At 65.2% G+C, this 19,696-nt stretch carries 17 protein-coding genes; 14 read left to right on the forward strand and 3 right to left on the reverse strand.

The window, feature by feature from the left end; translation table 11 throughout:
• Nucleotides 1-208 precede the first annotated feature (208 nt).
• Nucleotides 209-1,117, reverse strand: coding sequence for a sigma-70 family RNA polymerase sigma factor (locus tag AC4FWB_RS25250; RefSeq protein ID WP_491028948.1), 909 nt, complete (start codon nt 1,115-1,117; stop codon nt 209-211).
• Between the two features lie 70 nt (nt 1,118-1,187).
• Entirely contained in the window at nt 1,188-1,502 is a 315-nt protein-coding gene (locus AC4FWB_RS25255) for an antibiotic biosynthesis monooxygenase family protein (RefSeq protein WP_491028949.1), read from the reverse strand.
• Nucleotides 1,503-1,640: 138 nt separating this feature from the next.
• On the opposite strand from AC4FWB_RS25255, the gene AC4FWB_RS25260 reads away from it, so the two are divergent.
• Nucleotides 1,641-2,060, forward strand: a complete 420-nt coding sequence (locus AC4FWB_RS25260; protein ID WP_491028950.1) for a hypothetical protein — start codon at nt 1,641-1,643, stop codon at nt 2,058-2,060.
• Here the strand turns inward: AC4FWB_RS25260 and AC4FWB_RS25265 are convergent.
• Entirely contained in the window at nt 2,023-2,697 is a 675-nt protein-coding gene (locus AC4FWB_RS25265; RefSeq protein ID WP_491028951.1) for a cysteine hydrolase family protein, read from the reverse strand. The genes AC4FWB_RS25260 and AC4FWB_RS25265 overlap by 38 nt on opposite strands.
• Before the next feature lie 211 nt (nt 2,698-2,908).
• On the opposite strand from AC4FWB_RS25265, the gene AC4FWB_RS25270 reads away from it, so the two are divergent.
• From AC4FWB_RS25270 to AC4FWB_RS25330, 13 genes are all read left to right on the forward strand, one after another.
• A complete protein-coding gene (locus tag AC4FWB_RS25270; RefSeq protein ID WP_491028952.1) occupies nt 2,909-3,703 on the forward strand; it encodes an ATP-binding cassette domain-containing protein in 795 nt (264 codons plus the stop codon).
• Nucleotides 3,704-3,720: 17 nt separating this feature from the next.
• Nucleotides 3,721-4,722, forward strand: coding sequence for a tonB-system energizer ExbB (exbB, locus tag AC4FWB_RS25275; RefSeq protein ID WP_491028953.1), 1,002 nt, complete (start codon nt 3,721-3,723; stop codon nt 4,720-4,722).
• 5 nt (nt 4,723-4,727) lie between these two features.
• Nucleotides 4,728-5,222, forward strand: a complete 495-nt coding sequence (gene exbD / locus AC4FWB_RS25280) for a TonB system transport protein ExbD (protein WP_491028954.1) — start codon at nt 4,728-4,730, stop codon at nt 5,220-5,222.
• A complete protein-coding gene (locus AC4FWB_RS25285) occupies nt 5,219-6,196 on the forward strand; it encodes a TonB family protein (protein ID WP_491028955.1) in 978 nt (325 codons plus the stop codon). Before exbD ends, AC4FWB_RS25285 begins: the two co-directional genes overlap by 4 nt.
• A 499-nt stretch (nt 6,197-6,695) precedes the next feature.
• A complete protein-coding gene (locus AC4FWB_RS25290; RefSeq protein ID WP_491028956.1) occupies nt 6,696-7,790 on the forward strand; it encodes a transporter substrate-binding protein in 1,095 nt (364 codons plus the stop codon).
• Entirely contained in the window at nt 7,787-8,389 is a 603-nt protein-coding gene (locus AC4FWB_RS25295) for an ANTAR domain-containing response regulator (protein ID WP_491028957.1), read from the forward strand. Before AC4FWB_RS25290 ends, AC4FWB_RS25295 begins: the two co-directional genes overlap by 4 nt.
• 19 nt (nt 8,390-8,408) lie before the next feature.
• The gene (locus AC4FWB_RS25300; RefSeq protein WP_491028979.1) at nt 8,409-9,275 is read left to right on the forward strand and encodes an ABC transporter permease; all 867 of its coding nucleotides are present in this window, start codon (nt 8,409-8,411) and stop codon (nt 9,273-9,275) included.
• A 13-nt stretch (nt 9,276-9,288) separates the two neighbouring features.
• Nucleotides 9,289-10,209, forward strand: coding sequence for an ABC transporter permease (locus tag AC4FWB_RS25305; RefSeq protein ID WP_491028958.1), 921 nt, complete (start codon nt 9,289-9,291; stop codon nt 10,207-10,209).
• Between the two features lie 50 nt (nt 10,210-10,259).
• Complete coding sequence (locus AC4FWB_RS25310) at nt 10,260-11,903, forward strand: ABC transporter substrate-binding protein (protein ID WP_491028959.1); 1,644 nt, start codon at nt 10,260-10,262, stop codon at nt 11,901-11,903.
• Complete coding sequence (locus AC4FWB_RS25315) at nt 11,893-12,837, forward strand: acetamidase/formamidase family protein (RefSeq protein WP_491028960.1); 945 nt, start codon at nt 11,893-11,895, stop codon at nt 12,835-12,837. Before AC4FWB_RS25310 ends, AC4FWB_RS25315 begins: the two co-directional genes overlap by 11 nt.
• 8 nt (nt 12,838-12,845) lie before the next feature.
• Nucleotides 12,846-14,654, forward strand: a complete 1,809-nt coding sequence (locus AC4FWB_RS25320; protein ID WP_491028961.1) for an ABC transporter ATP-binding protein — start codon at nt 12,846-12,848, stop codon at nt 14,652-14,654.
• Between the two features lie 131 nt (nt 14,655-14,785).
• On the forward strand, nt 14,786-16,180 hold the full coding sequence (locus AC4FWB_RS25325) for a multicopper oxidase family protein (RefSeq protein ID WP_491028962.1): 1,395 nt from the start codon (nt 14,786-14,788) through the stop codon (nt 16,178-16,180).
• 279 nt (nt 16,181-16,459) lie between these two features.
• On the forward strand, nt 16,460-19,483 hold the full coding sequence (locus tag AC4FWB_RS25330) for an AsmA family protein (protein WP_491028963.1): 3,024 nt from the start codon (nt 16,460-16,462) through the stop codon (nt 19,481-19,483).
• The last annotated feature ends 213 nt before the right edge of the window (nt 19,484-19,696 follow it).

The raw sequence follows: 19,696 nt of genomic DNA on the forward strand, positions 1-19,696 counted from the left end.
GCCGGATCCGGTGGCAGTCCGCTTACGGGTCGGTGATTTCCAGGGAACTTCTGTTCGACGTTCCTCTATGGCTGGCAGGCAGTCGCATATGGCGCTCCCCCACTCCGTCTCGGCTTCGCCGAGCCACCTCTCCCCCATGAACATGGGGGAGAGGTGGCCGCGCAGCGGCCGGAGTGGGGGGCTGGCGCCGCCATATGCGATTATCCTGCTATGGCTGGGATGAGTAATCCACACCGTCCATGACATAGTCCGCGAACAGGAAATCGCGGATGCCGGCGATCCGGCCGTTCTGCCAATCGATGAGGATGAAGTAGCGCGGCGGCCCGTCCGGACGATCCGGGCTGGTGACCAGGATGGCGGGGCGGCCTTCGACGAGGCCGGTGGTGAAATGCCAATGCGTCTCGTCGGCATAACGGCCAAAATAATTGCCGACATAGTCCTTGCCTTCGGCGCGCAGCCGATTGACCAGTTCCAGCTTCACGTCGTCGGCAAGCAGGCCGCGCAAGGCGTCGAAATCCCGGGCATTGAAGGCGGCGACATAGTCGCCGAGGCGCCGCATGTCCTGTGGGTTGAGCGTCGGGCGTGGGGTTGCTGCCCGAGGTGCTGCCGCCAGCTTGCGCAGGCTCTCGCGGCCCCGCTGCAGCGCGCCCTTGATCGCCGTTTCGGTGGTTTCGAGGATATCGCCGATCTCTTCCAGGCTGTGGCCCAGCACGTCCTTCAGCACGACGGTGCATCTTTGCGCCGGCGGTAGCTGCATCAGCTCGGCAAGGCTCGCCTCGGCAGCGATACGCGCGTCGATGGGCGAGTCCCCGTCGGCGATCGTGTCGAGCTCGACGTCACTCTCACGTGCCTTGGAGCGGCTCCGCTTGCGCAGGAAATCGAGCGCTGAATTATGCGCGATGCGAAACAGCCAGGACTCGGTCTTGTCGGGCATGTCGCCATTCCTGATCGCCACGAAAGCTTTGGCCAAAGCCTCCTGGACGATGTCTTCGCCATCGATGACCGATCCCACCATGCGCGAGCAGTAGCGGTGCAGCTTGGCCCTCAGGCCTGCGGCTTCGCGCTCGAAGGCGCGAAGCCTGGTTTCGATCGTCGCAACATGCTCCGAGCCGGTCACGAAGCCTCGTTCCCTTTGTTTTGACGCAATTCCGGACGGGAAACCGTTTCACACTTTTCCTGGAATTGCTTCAGTTTTCCATTCCGCCGGTATGGGAATAGCTGGTGTGCCCCATCACGCTCTCGCCGGTTCCATGCTCCATGATCGTCTTCATATATTCGGCCAAGCGGGGATCGCTGCGGAAGGCGGCGATGTCTTCGGCCGAGCGCCATTGCGAGATGTTGACGACCTTGCTGCCGTCGCTACCGACGACCACGGATGACGCCAGCGAGCCCGGTTGCTTGCTGAAGAAGCTCCGCGTCCCTTCGGCAAGCACCTTGGCGAGGTCCTGCTGCTTGCCGGGCTTGGCGGTGAAGACATTGATCAAGGTCACTGCGGTCGACATGGCTTGGCTCCGTTTGTCCTAGAGCGTTTCACCGTTTCACGGAAACGGCGAACCGCTCTGTCTCTTTGTTTTGAGGCAATTCTGGACGGAAAACCGTTTCACACTTTTCCTGGAATTGCCCCAGTGGCGGAGGCCGCCTTGGCTTCCGCGATCGTCACGACCATCAAGACGAACGCGCTGCCGGGAACGGAACGGCGCATGCAAAAAAATTTGGCCCTCGACGAAGAGTGGCCAGCAAATGCCTGTCGATCGGCAATGCAGAGGTCATTTTCAGAAAAATTCCCTGCCTCCGTTCCGAAACGCGCCGGTCGTTCGTCCTGGTGGGTGCCGATGCTTCGACGCCGGCATCAACCAAGGGAGAGAAAAATGTCGATCCTGTCATCCATCAGGCGCCTGGCGACCGAATACGCCGCTGTCCATGCCCGCTACCGGGCGGCCAGAGCACTCTATTTGCTGCCGATGGATATCCGCAAGGATATCGGCTGGCCGGAGGTCGGCGATCCACGCGATCCCGAAATCGTCAGCTCGCCGCACCGGCGAGCCGTGACAGCGCGGTGATGACGGCCTCCGTATCCGCCAGCGCGCCGAAAACGCCATCCTCGACGGTCACCATGTGCAGGGCGGCTTCGTGCGCCTTCTGGTCGCCGCTGGCGCAGGCGTCGGAAATTGTCAGGCACTGGAAATTGCGGTCGCAGGCCTCACGCAAGGTGGTGTGCACGCAGACATCGGTGGTGCAGCCGGTGAAGAGCAGGTGGGTTATGTCCCGCGCGCGCAGCACGAGCTCCAGGTCGGTATAGGTGAAGGCGCCGTTGCAGGTCTTGTCGACGACGATGTCTTCGGGCCTGACTTCTATGTCGGCGACGATCTGGAAGCCCGGGCTGGAGCGCAGCAGGATGTCGGTACCCTCCAGTCCTGCCCGCTTGCGGCGCCATTTCTCGTAAGGCGTCATGTCGGCCATGTCGGCGCGATAGCCTTGCCTGGTGTGGATGATGGTCAGGCCGGCGGCGCGGGCGGCGGCAATCAGCCGGTTCACGGCCGGCAGGATCGCCCTCAGCGGCGAGGGGTCATAGCCTTTCCGGGCGAAGTATCCTGTCGGCGACAGGAAATCCTCCTGCAGGTCGATCACCAGCAGCGCGGTGTGTTGCGGCACCAGCCGGCCGTCATAGGGGAAGTCGAAAGGTCTCGCCGTGATCATCGCCTATCGCCTCGATTGCCGACCGGCATCGTGGCTCAGCGACGGCGTCGCCGTCCAGACCTCACAGCGCTCAGGCGTTGCACCAGAGCGACGTGTCGATTTGTTGATAAGAAAAATCACCTTTAGAGTTGACTAGTAAACTCATGTTTTCTAGTCAACCGGCGTTGGCCGCCTGGCGACAGCCCCGAGGCAGCGGCCGCTTGGGAGACGGATGTTGACCGGAGCAGATATCCAGACAGCTTTTCATGTCGAGGCGGTGCGCTTTGCCGTCGGCGAGCGCACGCTGCTTGGGCCGGTCTCGCTCGAGCTGCAACGCGCGCGCGTCTACGGGCTGATCGGCCACAATGGTTCGGGCAAGTCGACGCTGGTCAAGCTTCTGGCGCGCCAGCAGCCGGCAAGCTCAGGCGATATCCGCTTCGCCGAGCGCCCGCTTACCGGCTGGGGCGCGCGCGAGCTGGCGCGGGCGCTCGCCTATCTGCCGCAGACGACGCCGGCGGCGACCGGCCTCACCGTGCGCGAGCTGGCGGCGCTCGGGCGCTATCCCTGGCATGGCGCGCTCGGCCGTTTCGGGCTGCAGGACAAAAGCCATGTCGAGGAGGCGCTGGCGCTGACCGACATGAGCGCTTTCGCCGACCGGCTGGTGGACGAGCTTTCCGGCGGCGAGCGGCAGCGCGCCTGGCTCGCCATGCTGGTGGCGCAGAATGCCGGCGTCATGCTGCTCGACGAGCCGATCTCGGCGCTCGACCTCGCGCATCAGGTCGAGGTGCTCGGCTTGGTTCGAGAGCTCAGCCGCAAGCGCGGCCTTTGCGTCGTCGTGGTGCTGCACGACCCCAACATGGCGGCGCGCTACTGCGACGAGCTGATCGCACTGAAGCAAGGCCAGCTGCTGAGGCGCGGCACGCCCGCCGAGATCATGCGGGGCGACGTGCTCAAGGACATTTTCGGCGTCGAGATGGGCGTGCTCCAGCATCCCGTCAGCGGCCAGCCCATCGGTTACGTGCAATGAAGAAGCGAGGACGAGCCTTGTCCCGGAACAGTTTCTCTGCGGCGCTGGCCGCGTCCGTCATCCTTTCGGCCGGTATTGCCGTGGCGCAGGAGCCGCCGGCAACGCCGGCGCGTGCCGCACAGATGCCTGCCCAGCAACCGGCAGCATCGCCGGCAGCCGTGCAGGCACCCGTTGAGCCGGGCCCTGCGCCGCAGACGCCGGCCGCGACAGCGCAGACGCCCGCGGCCCAGCCACCAACCACTGCCGCGCCAACCGAGCAACGGGTTCAGCCGGCGCAGAACAGTGCCGAGGGCGAAGCCGCTATTGCGCTGACGCTGCCGCATGACCTCTCGCCCTGGGGCATGTTCATGGCGGCCGACATCGTGGTGAAGGCGGTCATGGTCGGGCTTGCCTTCGCCTCGCTGGTCACCTGGACGATCTGGCTCGCCAAGTCGCTGGAAATCCTCGGCGGCAAGCTGAGAGCCCGCCGTGCGGCACAGGCAATTGGCAATGCGGCAACGCTGATGCAGGCCGGACGCGCGCTTGGCCATGGCGGCGGTCCGGGCGCGCTTCTGGTGCGGGCGGCAGAAGAAGAGCGCGCGCTTTCGGCCGGCGCGCTGGACCATGCCTCGGGCGACGGCCTTAAGGAGCGCGTCACCTCCAGGCTTTCGCGTATCGAGACCGCCGCGTCGCGGCGCATGTCGCGCGGCACCGGCCTGCTCGCCACCATCGGCTCGACGGCGCCCTTCGTCGGCCTGTTCGGCACCGTCTGGGGCATCATGAACGCCTTCATCGGCATCTCGCAGGCGCAGACCACCAATCTGGCGGTGGTGGCGCCGGGCATTGCCGAAGCGCTGCTCGCCACCGCCATGGGCCTGGTCGCGGCCATTCCCGCGGTGGTCATCTACAACGTCTTCGCGCGATCGATAGCCGGCTACCGGCAGATCCTTGCCGACGCTTCCGCCGGCGTCGAGCGGCTGGTCAGCCGCGATCTCGACTTCCGCACGGTGCCGCCGGCGACGGCCATGGCGGCGGAGTAACAGCGATGGCGGCGCGGATCCGTGAAACGGCGGGCGAGGATCTCGAGGAAAGCCACGAGATCAACGTCACGCCGTTCATCGATGTCGTCCTGGTGCTGCTGATCATCTTCATGGTCGCGGCACCGCTGGCGACCGTCGACGTCAATGTCGACCTGCCTGGATCGACGGCGACGCCGGCGCCACGGCCCGAGACGCCGCTGTTTCTGACGCTGAAAAGCGATCTCACGCTGGCGATCGGCAATGACAGTGTGCCGCGTCCCGCCTTCGCCGCGGTGCTCGATAGCCGCACCAGGGGCGACAGGCAGACCCGTATCTTCCTGCGTGCCGACAAGACGGTCGGTTACGGCGAGCTGATGGAGGTGATGAACCTGCTACGCGCCGCCGGTTATCTCAAGGTCGCGCTGGTCGGGTTGGAGACAGCATCCGGTACCGAGGGCGTGGCCCCGGCAGGGGCTCCGGCCGCCGGAGCTGCGCCGCCGACAGCCGGGACGAGCCAATGACGACCGCCGCTCTGTCCCTCCAACCACGCCTAGGCATACGCGAAGCCGGCCTGTGGACGAGTGCTGCCGCGATCATTCTCGCCGCGCATGTCGCGGTCGCCTATGCGGTGCAGAATCTCAGCTTCGCCGAGATGCCGGACGGCGGCCCGCCGCCGGCGCTGGCGGTCGAAATGGCGCCGATGGTGATTGCACCTGCGGTGCCGGAAGACATAGCCATGCTGGACACGGTGACACCTGATCGGCCGGACTCGGTCGAGCAGACGGAAACACCCAGCGAAGTGAAGCCGGTGACCGACCCGGCGCCGGTCGTGGAAGAGACCGAGCCGGTCACCGAGCAGCCGGTCGAGGCCGACAAAGCGGAAGAGGCCGAGCCGACGGAGCCGACCGTGGCAGCGCTGAGCGAACAGCAGCCGTTGGAAGAGGTCGTGCCCGACCCCGTCGAGGCCGTGGCTCCCGACGTCGTCATTCCGTTGCCGCAGCCGAAACCGGTCGACACGGAAATCAAGGCGGACAAGCCGGTCGAGGCGAAGAAGAAAGCGGAAAAGAAGCCTGTCGAAAAGCCGAAGCAGCGGCCGAAGAAGGAAAAGCCGGCGCCTCCCAAGATGGTGACGACGGCCAGCATCGACGCCAAGACGGGAGCGAAGGCAGCAGCGCCGCAATCCTCCAACGCGGCGACGCGGTCCAGCGTCAGCCCGTCGCGGTGGAATGCCAGCCTTGCGGCATGGATCAGGCGGCACACCCGCTATCCGAGCGCGGCCAAACCCAGGCGGGCTGAGGGCAGCCCCAACGTCACCTTCACCGTGGACGCCTCCGGCAGGGTGGTCTCCGCCCGGCTGGCACGCTCGTCGGGCGACGGCGATCTCGACCGCGCCGCGCTCGGCGCGCTGCAGGGTGCGACGGTGCCCACCCCACCGGCGGAGCTCGGCGCGCGCGTCACCCGCACCGCGCCCTTCGTGTTCAGCTTGCGGGATTAGTTCCTAGCGCAGAAATTTGACCGGTCGGCTCTATTGGCCTTGGCAGGCGGCATGCCTTGGAGATTGGCCGAAACGCCCACCCCGTCGTCGTCCTTGGGCGGAGCGGGAAGCGAAGCTTACCGCGTAGACCCAAGGATCCATTCCGTGACTTCCGAGCGTTGCTGCGGTGCAGAATTCTGCTCCGCTGCATTCCGCGGCTCAGGTCACGGAATGGATCCCAGGGTCTCCGCGACGCCGCTTCGCGGCTGCTCCGCCCTGGGATGACGAGGTTGAGGGGCTTCCGCCAATCCCCAGCGTTTGCGCCGATTTCACGAAAATGAACGGTGAAAATTTTGCTGGATGGCGCGTCCGGCCATTCAACTTTCAGGCTTGACTGGCGGGCGCTACGGAATAGGGTAGCCCGCGAACATACCGGCCTCGGTTGCCGGACGGCAAGAATGCCTCGTATGCCTCGCCTGCTGGCGGTGGCTGCGAGGCTTTTTCATTTTTGGGGCATGGTTTGAAGCGGCGTATCGAGATCGGCGTCCTCTATTCGCGGTCCGGGAGCTACCAGCTCGTCTCGGATGCCTGCCGTACCGGCGCGATGCGGGCGATCGCCGACATCAATGCCGATCGCCAGCAGGGCATCGAGCTGGTGCCGGTCGAGCGCGATCCGCAAAGCAATGCCGACCGCTATGCCACCCTTTGCGAGGATATCTTCCGGACCAGCAGCGCCCGCCACGTGATCGGCTGCATCACCTCCTGGAGCCGCAAGGAGACGATCCCTGTGCTGGAGAAGGTTGGCGGCATGCTGTGGTATGCCTGCCCCTACGAGGGGTTCGAGGCGAATGAGCATGTCGTCTACATGCATGCCTGCCCGAACCAGCATCTGGTGCCGCTGATGGCCCATGTCGCGCCGCGTTTCGGCGCCAACGGCTTCCTGCTCGGGTCGAACTATATCTGGGGCTGGGAGATGAACCGCGTCGCGCGTGACCTGATCGCGGACGCCGGCGGCAAGGTGCTCGGCGAACGCTATCTGCGCATCGGCGATGCGGATGTCGCGCGCCTGATCGATGAAATCCGCGTCACGCGGCCGAATTTCATCCTCAACAACCTGATCGGCACCTCGTCCTATGCCTTCCTGGCGGCATATCGCGACCTGGGACGCGAGGATGCAGCCTTCAAGCCCGATGTCTGCCCGGTCATTTCCTGCAATCTCACCGAAGGCGAGCTGCCGGCGCTCGGCGAAACGGGCAAGGGCCATCTCTCGGCCGGACCGTACTTCGCGCCGCGCCCGGCCGCCTTCGCCTCGTCCCTCGAGGCGTCCGCCTATGCCTCGGTGCAGGTGATGGCGGATGTGCTTTCGAGCGATCCCGACGCCGGCCCGGCGGCGTTCTCGAAAGCCTTCGCCGAACGCCGCTTCGCGACGCGCCTCGGGCCGATCGCCATCGACCCGCATACGCAGCACGCGACCTTGCCGGTGATCATCGGACGCATTGCCGACGGCTTCTTCGAGGTGGTGAGCCGCGAGGAAGAGGTCGCACCCGATCCCTACCTTTCGCGCTACGATCCGGCGAAGGTTTTCGGCCGGCCGCGGCTGAGGGTGGTGTCGTGAGCAGGGCCGCGCGCATCCCCAATCTCGGCGGCGCCAGGGCCTTCGTCCTGCACCGTCCGCACACCACGGTGCAGGCGATCACCAGGCAGTTGTCGGCCATCGGTCTCGAGGCGGTCGAGTGCTGGCCGCAGCTGCCGGCGGAGGCGCTGGCGGCCGATTTCGTCTTCTTCGACGCCGACCTCGGTTTCGACGAGCAGTTCCCGTGGCAGCCGGGCGAGGCGCCGATGCCGCTGGTGGCGCTGATCGGCTCGGAAGCGCCGGGCCGTATCGAATGGACGCTCTCGCACAAGGCCGATGCGCAGTTGCTGAAGCCGGTCGGCACTGCCGGTGTCTACAGCGCGCTGCTGATCGCCAGGCAGAGTTTCGAGGCGCGCAAGCGGCTTGCCGGCGAGATCGCGTCGCTGCGCCAGCGGGTCGGCGAGCGCCAGACAATCGTGCGCGCGGTCGCGGCGTTGTCGAAAGGCAGCGACGACGACCGCGCCTATGCGCAGCTGAGATCGCTGGCGATGAGCTGGCAAATCAGCGTCGAGGAAGCGGCGCGGCGGATCGTGGCGATGACGGAAGACGAGGACGGCGATGGCCAATCCCATCGCGCCTGACCTTCCGGCGGTGGGCCGGATGCCAGCCAAGCCGCGCGCCGGCGTCTGGCGCCGGCTGGTCAAGCGGCCGCTGGCGCTGCTCGGCCTGGTCGTCGTCGCCGTCGTGCTCGCCGGCGCCATCCTGGCGCCGTGGCTGACGGGCTACGACCCGAACGAACAGATGTTCGACGGGCTGACGCTGGAAGGCGCGCCGTTGCCGCCCGACGCCAAGTTCTGGCTGGGCACCGACCTGCTCGGCCGGGATCTGTTGACCCGCATCCTGTTTGGCGCCCGCACCTCGCTGATCATCGGCATCGTCGCCAATGGCGTGGCGCTTTTGATCGGCACGCTGGTCGGCGTCACGGCCGGCTATTTCCGCGGCTGGGTCGGCGGCGCGCTGATGCGCTTCACCGACCTGATGATGGCCTTTCCGGCGCTGCTGCTGGCCATCTGCCTGGCGGCGGTGTTCCAGCCGAGCCTGTGGATCGTCGCCATGGTGATCGCACTGGTCAACTGGGTGCAGACCGCGCGCGTCATCTTCACCGAGACCTCCTCGCTGTCCGAGCGCGAGTTCATCGATGCCGAGCGCACGATAGGAGCGAGCGCCCCGCGCATCCTCATCCGCCACATCCTGCCGCATCTTTTGCCGACGATCATCGTCTGGGGCACGCTCGGCATCTCGACGACGGTGCTGCTCGAAGCCACGCTCAGCTATCTCGGCATCGGCGTGCAGCCGCCGACGGCGTCCTGGGGCAACATCATCTTCGAGAACCAGACCTATTTCCAGGCAGCGCCCTGGCTGGTGTTCTTCCCGGGCGCGGCGATCCTGGCGCTGGCGCTGGCCTTCAACCTGATCGGCGACGCGCTGCGCGACATCCTCGACCCGACGCAGCGAGGGCGGGAATAATGGGAGGCCGGTCATGATCGCCTATCTCGGCCGACGCCTCATCCAGTCGCTGCTCATCCTGATCGGTGTCTCGCTGATCACCTTCGCGCTGCTTTATCTGCTGCCCGCCGATCCGGTGCGCCAGATCGCCGGGCGGAGCGCGACGCCCGAGACCGTGGAAAACATCCGCCGGCAGCTCGGCCTCGACCAGCCCTTCATCGTCCAGTACTGGCACTACCTCACCAGGCTGGTCTCCGGCGATCTCGGCCGTTCCTACATCCAGCGCTCGGAAGTCACCGAGCTCATCGTTTCGCGGCTGCCGGCGAGCCTGCTGCTGATGGTCGGGGCAATCTTCTGCGAGCTGGCGATCGGGCTCACCATGGGGCTGATCGCCGCCGTCAAGCGCGGCAGCGCCACCGACCAGACGCTGATGGTCGCTTCCTTCGTCGGCGTCTCGGCGCCGCAATTCGTCGTCGGCCTGCTGCTGCTCTACGTCTTCGCGGTCAGGCTGGGCTGGTTCCCGATCGGCGGCTACGGCAGCTGGCGCCACCTCGTCCTGCCGTCGCTGACCATGGGCATTCTCGGCGCCGGCTGGTACGCGCGCATGATGCGCTCGTCGATGATCGACGTGCTGCGCCAGGACTATATGCGCACCGCCCGCGCCAAGGGCCTGGCGCGCGGCGCCATCCTGTTCCGCCATGCGCTGCCCAACGCCATCCTGCCGGTCGTCGCCATGATCGGCATCGACATCGGCGTGTTCATGGGTGGGATCGTGGTGGTCGAGAGCGTGTTCGGCTGGCCGGGTATCGGCCAGCTCGCCTGGCAGGCCATCCAGCGCGTCGACATCCCGATCATCATGGGCGTCACCCTGGTCTCGGCCTTCGCCATCGTGCTCGGCAACCTTCTCGCCGACATCATCGCGCCCTTCATCGATCCCCGAATCAAACTGAGATGAGCATCAAGCTCGGATGAAAACGGCAACAACCAGAGAAAGGGAACAGTGACATGAGACGATTCCTGGCATCCACCGTGGCGGCGTCGGCGCTTGCGCTGATGCTCGGCATGGCAAGCGCGCGCGCCGAAGACGCCGTCGACCCGAACGCCAAGCAGGGCGGCGCCATCACCATCACCTACAAGGACGACGTTGCGACCCTCGATCCCGCGATCGGCTACGACTGGCAGAACTGGTCGATGATCAAGAGCCTGTTCGACGGGCTGATGGACTATGAGCCCGGCACGACCAAGCTCAAGCCCGACCTTGCCGAGAGCTATGAGATCTCGCCGGATGGCAAGACCTTCACCTTCAAGCTGCGCCATGGCGTCAAATTCCACAACGGCCGCGAGATGACGGCCGACGACGTGAAGTACTCGCTCGACCGCGTCACCAATCCGAAGACGCAGAGCCCCGGCGCCGGCTTCTTCGGCTCGATCAAGGGCTATGACGACGTCGCCGCCGGCAAGGCCGAAAGCCTCGCCGGCGTCACTGTCGTCGACCCCCAAACGATCAAGTTCGAGCTGACCCGGCCGGACGCCACCTTCCTGCATGTCATGGCCATCAACTTCTCGCATGTGGTGCCGAAGGAGGAAGTCGAGAAATACGGCGCCGATTTCGGCAAGCATCCGGTCGGCACCGGCGCCTTCAAGCTTGCCGAGTGGACGCTCGGCCAGCGCATCGTCTTCGAGCGCAATCCCGACTATTGGCACAAGGGCCTGCCGCATCTCGACAAGATCACCTTCGAGATCGGCCAGGAGCCGATCGTGGCGCTGCTGCGCCTGCAGAAGGGCGAGATCGACGTGCCCGGCGACGGCATTCCGCCGGCCAAGTTCCAGGAGGTGATGAACGATCCGGAGCAGAAGGCGCGTGTCGTGGTGGGCGGGCAATTGCACACCGGCTACATCACCATGAACACCACCATGGCGCCTTTCGACAACGTGAAGGTGCGTCAGGCGGTCAACATGGCAATCAACAAGGACCGTATCGTCCAGATGATCAACAACCGCGCGGTGCCGGCCAACCAGCCGCTGCCGCCGTCGATGCCGGGCTACGACAAGGCCTTCAAGGGCTATGGCTATGACGTCGCCAAGGCCAGGGCCCTGCTTGCCGAGGCCGGCCACCCCGACGGCTTCGAGACGCAGCTCTTCGCTATGAACACCGACCCCAATCCGCGCATCGCGCAGGCGATCCAGCAGGATCTGGCGGCAATCGGCATCAAGGCCAGCATCCAATCGCTGGCGCAGGCCAATGTGATCGCCGCCGGCGGCGACAAGGCCGGCGCGCCGATGATCTGGTCGGGCGGCATGGCCTGGATCGCCGACTTCCCGGATCCGTCCAACTTCTACGGACCGATCCTGGGCTGCGCCGGCGCGGTGCCGGGCGGCTGGAACTGGTCCTGGTATTGCAGCAAGGATCTCGACGCCAAGGCGGCCGAGGCCGATTCCGTCGTCGATCCGGCCAAGTCCGCCGACCGCGAAAAGATGTGGAGCGCGATCTACGACAAGATCATGGGGGACGCGCCCTGGGCTCCGGTCTTCAACGAGCAGCGCTTCACGCTGAAATCGGCCCGCATGGGCGGCGCCGACAACCTCTATGTCGACCCGGTCCATATCCCGATCAACTACGACAATGTGTATGTGAAAGATGTGCAGTAACTGCGACTACACCATCCACGGGCGCCATCACCATTTCGGCTGGGACAATTCCTTTGCCCCGGCCGAGCGGGTGGCGCCCGGCTCGACGATCGAGTTCCAATGCCTTGATGCCGGGGGCGGCCAGTTGAAAACCGACAGCACGGCCGCCGACATCGCCGGGCTCGACTTCGGCCAAATCAACCCGGTGACCGGGCCGATCTTCGTCGACGGAGCCGAGCCCGGCGACGCGCTGAAGGTGACGATCGAGATGTTCAAACCGTCCGGCTTCGGCTGGACGGCGAACATTCCGGGCTTCGGCCTGCTCGCCGACGACTTCAAGGAGCCGGCGCTGACTATCTGGAAATACGATGCCGCCTCGCTCGAGCCGGCGCTGTTCGGCAAAAACGGCCGCGTGCCGCTGAAACCGTTCGCCGGCACGATCGGCAACGCGCCGGGCGAGAAGGGCCACCATTCGGTGGTGCCGCCGCGGCGCGTCGGCGGCAATCTCGACATACGCGACCTCGCCGCCGGCACCACGCTCTATCTGCCGGTCGAAGTGGTGGGCGCGCTGTTTTCGGTCGGCGACACGCATGCCGCGCAAGGCGACGGCGAAGTGTGCGGCACGGCGATCGAAAGCCCGATGGATGTCGTGTTGAAACTCGACCTGGTCAAGGATGCGCGGCTGAAGACGCCGCGCTTCACCACTCCGGGTCCGGTGACAAGGCATCTCGACGCCAAGGGTTATGAGGTGACCACCGGCATCGGGCCCGACCTGATGACCGGGGCCAAGGAGGCCGTCAGTCAGATGGTCGACCTGCTTGCCGCCCGTTACAAGCTCGACCCGGTCGATGCCTATATGCTGGTCTCGGTCTGCGGCGATCTTCGCATAAGCGAGATCGTCGACATGCCGAACTGGGTGGTATCGTTCTACTTCCCGCGCTGCGTGTTTGAATGAGCGCAGGCGTGGTCGAGAAACGCGCGGAAGCCGCCGATAAGGCGGCCGCTGGGCCGGTGCTCGAAATCGCCGGCCTCAGCGTCAGCGTGCGCGGCGAGGACGGCGAGCGCGAGGTGGTGTCCGGCCTGTCGCTGTCGCTCAAACGCGGCGAGACGCTGTGCATTGCCGGCGAGTCCGGTTCCGGCAAGTCGATGACGGCGCTGGCGATCATGCAGCTCCTGCCGCAGCCGGCCGGCCGCATTGCGGCGGGCATGATCCGGCTCCATGACAAGGATCGCGGCGCGATCGAGCTGACTGGGCTCGACGAGCGGCGCATGCGCGACATTCGCGGCGACCGCATCGCCATGATCTTCCAGGAGCCGATGACCTCGCTCAATCCGGTGCTGTCGATCGGCCGGCAGCTCACCGAATCGATCGAGGCGCATACCGGACTTTCCCAGGCCGACGCCAGGCTGCGCGCCGTCAAGGCGCTGAAGGCGGTGCGCATCTCCGAGGCCGAGAGCCGGCTAACACAGTTTCCGCACGAGCTGTCAGGCGGCATGCGCCAGAGGGTGATGATCGCCATGGCGCTGGCGTTGGAACCCGACGTGCTGATCGCCGACGAGCCGACGACGGCGCTCGACGTCACCGTGCAGGGCGAGGTGCTGGAGCTGCTGCGCGACCTGCAGCGCCAGCATGGCACCAGTGTCATCCTGATCACCCACGACATGGGCGTCGTCGCCGAAATGGCCGATCGCGTCATCGTCATGCGCAACGGCCGCATGGTCGAGGAAGGCACGACCGCCGATATTTTCGCCAGGCCGCAGGCCGCCTATACGAAAGAATTGCTCGCGGCCGTTCCGCGCATCGGCTCGGGGGCAGGACGCCGCGCGGCAGGCGGAACGAGCGAAGCGGCCGCGCCGGGCAAGGTGGCGGTCGTGAACGATCTCCATGTCCGCTTCGACCTGCGCGGCGGCTTCTTCGGCCGGGTCAACCGGCGGGTGCACGCCGTCGAAGGCGTCAGCTTCTCGATCGGACAGAACGAGACGCTGGCGCTGGTCGGCGAATCCGGCTGCGGCAAATCGACCACGGCCAAGGCGCTGGCCGGCCTGGTGCCCTATAGCGGCGGGGTGACGATCGGCGGGCGCGAGCTCTCCGGGCTCAGCGCGGGTGAGCGCAAGGCGGTCCGGCGCGACGTGCAGATGGTCTTCCAGGATCCTTACGCCTCGCTCGACCCGCGCATGCGCGTCGGCGATCTGGTTGCCGAGCCGCTGCTGATCCACGGCATCGGGTCGAAAGAGGAGCGCCGCGAGAGCGTGGCGGCATTGTTCGAGCGAGTCGGCCTGTCGTCTGAGCAGATGGAGCTCTATCCGCACGAATTCTCCGGCGGTCAGCGCCAGCGCATCTGCATCGCCCGCGCGCTGGCGCTCAGGCCAAAGCTGATCATCGCCGACGAGAGCGTCTCGGCGCTCGACGTGTCGGTGCAGGCGCGCGTGCTCGATCTCCTGAAGGAGCTGCAGCGCGAATTCGGCGTCGCCTATCTGTTCATCTCGCATGACATGGCGGTGGTCGAGAACATCTCGGATCGCGTCGCCGTCATGTATCTCGGCCAGATCGTCGAGATCGGCAGCCGCGACCAGGTCTTTTCCAATCCGAGACATCCCTATACGCGGCGGCTCATCGAGGCGGTGCCGGTTCCCGATCCGTCACGGCGCCGGACCCGCTTTGCCCGTCTCGACCGCGAAATTCCAAGCGCGACGCGGCGCATCGGCGAGAGCGTGCCGAAATTGGTGCTGCGGGATTTCGGCAGCGGACATTTCGCGGCCGTTGTGGATTGAGCGGCCCGCATAGCGGCGTCCTGTCCAGCTTGAGCGGTGAGATTTTTGCCCGAGGCGACGATGTGCCCGTATCGGGCCTGCCGCGATGATGCTAAACCCTGACGCAATTACTCATCTATTGTGGAACTCGAATGACGGTTCTCACACGCCGCCAACTCGTGAAAGGCACTGCCGCCGCCGGCGCGGCCGGCATCGGTATCTCGGCCGCGGGCCGATTTGCCGGCTGGGCGGCGGCGAAGCCCGAGCCGCTTGTCCTGAAGACCGCGAGCATCGAGGCAAAGCTGACGGAGGCCGGCCCGACCAAGAACGTGCTGACCTACGGCCAGGCGGGCATGCCGCCGGTCATCAGGATGCGCAAGGGCGAGCCCTTCGCCGCGCGGCTGGTCAACGGCATCGACGATCCGACGACGATCCACTGGCATGGCATCCGCGTGCCGAACAAGATGGACGGCGTGCCGTTCCTGGTGCAGCCCTATGTCTACCAGGGCGATCATTTCGACTATGCTTTCACGCCGCCCGACGCCGGCACCTTCTGGTATCACCCGCATTGCAACACGCTTGAGCAGATGGGCCATGGACTGACCGGCGTCGTCGTGGTGGAGAACCCCAACGATCCTGCTTTCGATGCCGAAGTGGTGGTCAATTTGCGCGACTGGCGGCTCGGCGACGACGGCCAGTTCATCGAGCCGTTCCGGCCGCGCGACGCGGCGAGAAGCGGCACCTATGGAACGGTGCGCACCGCCAATTGGCTCGACCAGCCGCAATATGACGCTCCGGCCGGCGGCCTGGTGCGGCTGCGGGCCGCCATCACCGATGTCACCCGCATCTATGCCTTCCGCGTCGACGGCGCCGAGGCGGCGGTCATCGCGCTCGACGGCAATGCGGTGCCGCGGCGTTTTGCGCCCGACGCCTTGCAACTCGGGCCCGGTCAGCGGCTGGAGCTTGCCATCCGCATGCCCGACGACGAAGGCGCGATCGTCAGCCTGCGCGACGTCAGGGGCACCAAGCCAAAAATCCTGGCGACGCTGCGCGCGGTCGGCAAATCGCTCAAGCGCGACCTTCGCGATGTCGGCCCCTTGGAAGCCAATCCGGTGGCGGAGGTGGACCTCGCCGGCGCCAGGCGCATTCCGCTGGCGCTGAGCGCGACCGCCGAAAATGTGCCTGGCAACGGCATCTGCGGCTCGCTCGGCTACAGTTTCTGGGCGATCAACAAGGTGCCGTGGCCGGGCGACACGCCGGACCCGACCGCGCCGCTCGCGGAGTTGAAGCTCGGCAAGAGCTACGTCATCGACATGGAAAACCTCACGCCGCATTCGCATCCGATCCATCTGCACGGTATGAGTTTCAAAGTGCTGTCGTCTTCGACGCGCGCGGTCCAGCCGCTGGTCTCCGACACCTATCTCATCCAGCCCGATGAGAAGGTTCAGCTGGGCTTCGTCGCCGACAACCCCGGCGACTGGCTGCTCCACTGCCACATCATCGAGCACCAGAAGACCGGGATGACGAGCTACTTGCGAGTGGTGTGAGGCGGCGCCTTCCGATCGCGCCCGACAAATGCGCCCGGTCTGTTTCGTGGGGATGGCACGGAAGGTCGCGGCACGTTTCCAAACGTGTCGGCTTGGAAACATTTGCATGCGAATGGCTGCGGCGTGATGCAGCGGACCTGTGGAGCCGCCCGAAATTCGTCCGTGTGAAGTTTTGGGAAATGTGGCTGTGGAGATCCACCCACCCGCAGGAATTCAGTCGGACGCTCGAAGCATGTATGCTGACGATACTGATTCTTCCGATCATGTTGGCGGGTCGATGTGAGAAAAATCGTCGCTGCACTCACCGTGACTGGGGTTCTTTTCGTCGGGCTGCTCTTCCTTTTGCCCGCCCTGATTTCAATTGACTGGGTTCGTGTCGAGTTGAGCCGGCAATTGTCATCCGCTACCGGAATGACCATTCGGCTGGATGGACCAGTCAGATTGTCGCTCTTGCCCAAACTGGCGGTGGTCGCGGAAAATATTTCCCTGTCGACCGACACGGGCGACCTCGCGATATCCGCTCCGCGGTTTTCGACATCGATAACGCTGTCGTCGCTGTGGTCGGAAAAGCTTGAGATACAGTCCGTAGCGCTGACGGATCCGACAATCGCGGTCAAGGCTTCAGCGAACGTGGATTCACCCCCGGCACCCAAGGAGATTCAGGCCGATCCGTTCGCATCGATTGTCGACACGCTCGATCGACTCGCGATCAACCAGCTGACCATAAGGAATGGCACCCTTGCCTCCGGCGCTACAGCCGGCAATGCCGTTACCGTGACGGCGATCGACGCCGACCTGAGCGTTCCGGACCTCGACCGGGAAGCCTCGTTTTCACTGGCCGGTACCAGCAACGGCCGTCGCGTTGAAATGAGCGGTAGTCTTTCCGCGCTGAGGCCGATCCTGAGGCGGCTCCCGGCCCAAATCGCCATCGAGGCGCGCCTCGATCCGGCGCCGGTTCCCAAATTCTCGTCATTGCATGCAAGCGGAGAGGTCCAGCTCAACGGGAATGGCAGTTATCAGATCAAGGGCGGAAAGTTCGACGTCGGCGATCAAAGCTTCCAGATGGATGCGCTCTTTCAGCCTGGGGCGCGGCATCGCTTCTTCGCCGACCTGGCGGCGCAGCGCGTCGATATCGACGCTTTGAGCGATATCGGAAAGGGTGGTTCCAGCGGGGGCAAGCCTTCGACGGATTCCGGAGAATCCGACCTGGCAATGCTGTCGGCTTTCGATGCCGACATCAGCGTTGCCATCGATGAATTGGTCGGCGGCAAGATACGGGCGTCCGATGTCCAGCTCACCGCAACGCTGCGCGACGGGCACCTGGAGGCAAAACTGGAGCACTTCGGGCTCGACGCGGGAAGCGTCACCGCGAAGGCCTCGACGAATGTCGGTGAAACACCTCCCACCATACGGGGCAACGTTGCCAGCTCAGGGCTGGACATAGGCTCAATGGCGAAGCTGGCCGGACAAACGGTGCCGTTGTCCGGCAAACTGACGGCCGATATGGGGTTCGCTTTTCGCGGGCTGACTGCGGAACGCATTCGCAGCAGCGCCAATCTGCAAGGAACCGTCGGGATCCGAGACGGCAAGCTTCCGCTCGCGAACCGAAAAGGCGACGACATCACCGGGCTGAACGTGGACGTGAAAGTTCACGACGTGGGCAAGCCGGTCGATGCGGCGGGCAAGCTCGCCTGGCGGGGACAGGCCGTGACGTTCCAGTCCCAGATCGCGCCTGCATCATTTCTTGCCGGTGCCTTTGTTGCGGATGCGTCCGGACCGATCAGCCTCTCGGTTTCCTCCAAATATCTCGAAGGCAGCGTCAACGGCATTGCCGGGGGTGGCGGCAGGTTCAAGGGCCAGGTTTCGGTCACATCGCCTTCGGTCGACAAGCTCATGCAATGGCTGGGGCAAGGCGCTTCCCGCAGTCTGCAAGGCTTTGCCTTCAAAGGTGACGTCGATGCCGGCCCGGGGCAGCTTTCCTTTCAGAAGGCCGCCATCGCCCTGAATGGCGTCAAGGCGTCAGGACAAGGTTCGATGAAACTGGGGGAGCCCCTCAACATCCGAACGTCACTCAAGTTTGCGAAACTTGATTTTGCAGCGCTCACCGGCGGCGGTGGGACGGCAGCGGCCGGCAAACAGAAACCGGGCGGCGTCGCCGACACCCCAATCGATCTCTCCTTTCTCAAGGGAATTGACGCCAGGGTCGAGATCCAGGCGGACAGGCTCGGATATGGAAAGGTCTTCGCGGGGCCGGTGGCAACCACGCTGACGGTGGCCGACGGGAAGGCTCGTCTGAGCGTGCCGCAAAGTCCTTTCTACGGCGGCACGATTGCCGCGGAAATGACCGCCGACGGCGCCGGCGACGCCCCTTCGGTGGAGTTGAACACTGCAATCGCCGGCGCGGCCGCGGCTCCCTTGCTTCACGATGCGACGGATTTCGACCGCATCGAGGGAACACTCAATGCAACTGTCGCGATTTCCGGCTCGGGAAAGACCACCAGGTCGCTTGCTCGTTCCTTCGGCGGCAAGGCAGCGGCGAAGTTCAGCGACGGCGCATTCCGCGGCATCGACATAGCGGAGGTCTACAACAACCTGGTCGGACTGCTGTCCAGTGGCTTCAAGCAGGATCAGGCCAAGAAGACGACGTTCACCGAACTCGGGGCTTCATTCGCGATCGAGAACGGCGTCGCGCAGACGACGGACATCAACCTGCTCGGCCCGCTGGTGCGGATGGACGGTTCGGGCAAGATGGACCTCGCCGACCAGACGCTCGACATCCATCTCAACCCCCGTGTCGTCGCGTCGCTTGACGGGCAGGGCGGCGACGTTGCCGTAAAGGGCATCGGGGTGCCGATTGTGGTCGACGGCTCCTTGTCCGCGCCCCGCGTCTATCCGGACTTGAGCGCATTGGCCAAGGACCCGAAGGGCGCGCTGGATATGTTAGGCCGGCTTGGGCTGCCGACCGGAAAACTCAATCTCGACAAGCTCATCTCCGGCCAAACAGGCGCGACCGGCGATAGTTCCGGCAAGGGAGCGGCGGATCTGATTGGCGATCTTTTACGGAACGCAGCGCCCCGGCCGAAATCGCCGCCCGCCACCCCGGCGGCGGCCACACCGCCGGACAGCGGCAATACGGAAACCCCCGCACCGCCGCCAAGTCCAAATCCGGATGGCGAGGCCCTCGCCGAGACTCCCGCGCCAGCGGCGGAACCCGCCGCTGCTGACCCGCAAACCACTCCCGCTTCGCCCGAAACGCCGAAGAAAGGGGAAATAGACACGCTTCTCGATCAGCTGGCGAACTAGCGGGGAGGGTGCACCCGGTCTGCTTTGCGGGGTGGCGGGAAGGATCACCGACTGATCGCATGGACCGCAGGCCCAAAAGTGGGCTTCGGGCATGCCGGGCAGAAACATGATCTAACGCTCATATGTGCAGCGGAAAATCAAAGTGATCGCTGGCCGCCCCAAATCGTCCCCAATCCAGAGGTTTTTCCGGCCTCGACTCGAGACGATGGAGAG

The sequence above is a fragment of the Mesorhizobium sp. LEGMi-168a genome, from assembly GCF_058312955.1.